A 285-nucleotide genomic window follows, 5' to 3' on the forward strand; every position below is an offset into this window, starting at 1 on the left:
TCGGCGGTTCGATCCCGTCATCCTCCACCATTTAGCCGACTTAGCTCAATTGGTAGAGCAACTGACTTGTAATCAGTAGGTTGGGGGTTCAAGTCCTCTAGTCGGCACCAGTTTTAATTTTGAGAGCCATTAGCTCAGTTGGTAGAGCATCTGACTTTTAATCAGAGGGTCGAAGGTTCGAATCCTTCATGGCTCACCATTTTAATGAAATATGCGGGTGTGGCGGAATTGGCAGACGCACTAGACTTAGGATCTAGCGCCTTTGGCGTGGGGGTTCGACTCCCT

Annotated in this window: 2 tRNA genes; both read left to right on the forward strand. The window is 49.1% G+C overall.

The window, feature by feature from the left end:
• Positions 1-34: 34 nt before the first annotated feature.
• A tRNA-Thr gene (locus MR167_RS32145) sits at positions 35-110 on the forward strand.
• A 13-nt stretch (positions 111-123) separates the two neighbouring features.
• Positions 124-199 (forward strand) — tRNA-Lys (locus MR167_RS32150).
• Positions 200-285 lie beyond the last annotated feature (86 nt).

Origin of the sequence: Bacillus cereus group sp. BfR-BA-01355, assembly GCF_022663675.1 — a bacterium.
Classification (GTDB): domain Bacteria; phylum Bacillota; class Bacilli; order Bacillales; family Bacillaceae_G; genus Bacillus_A; species Bacillus_A thuringiensis_S.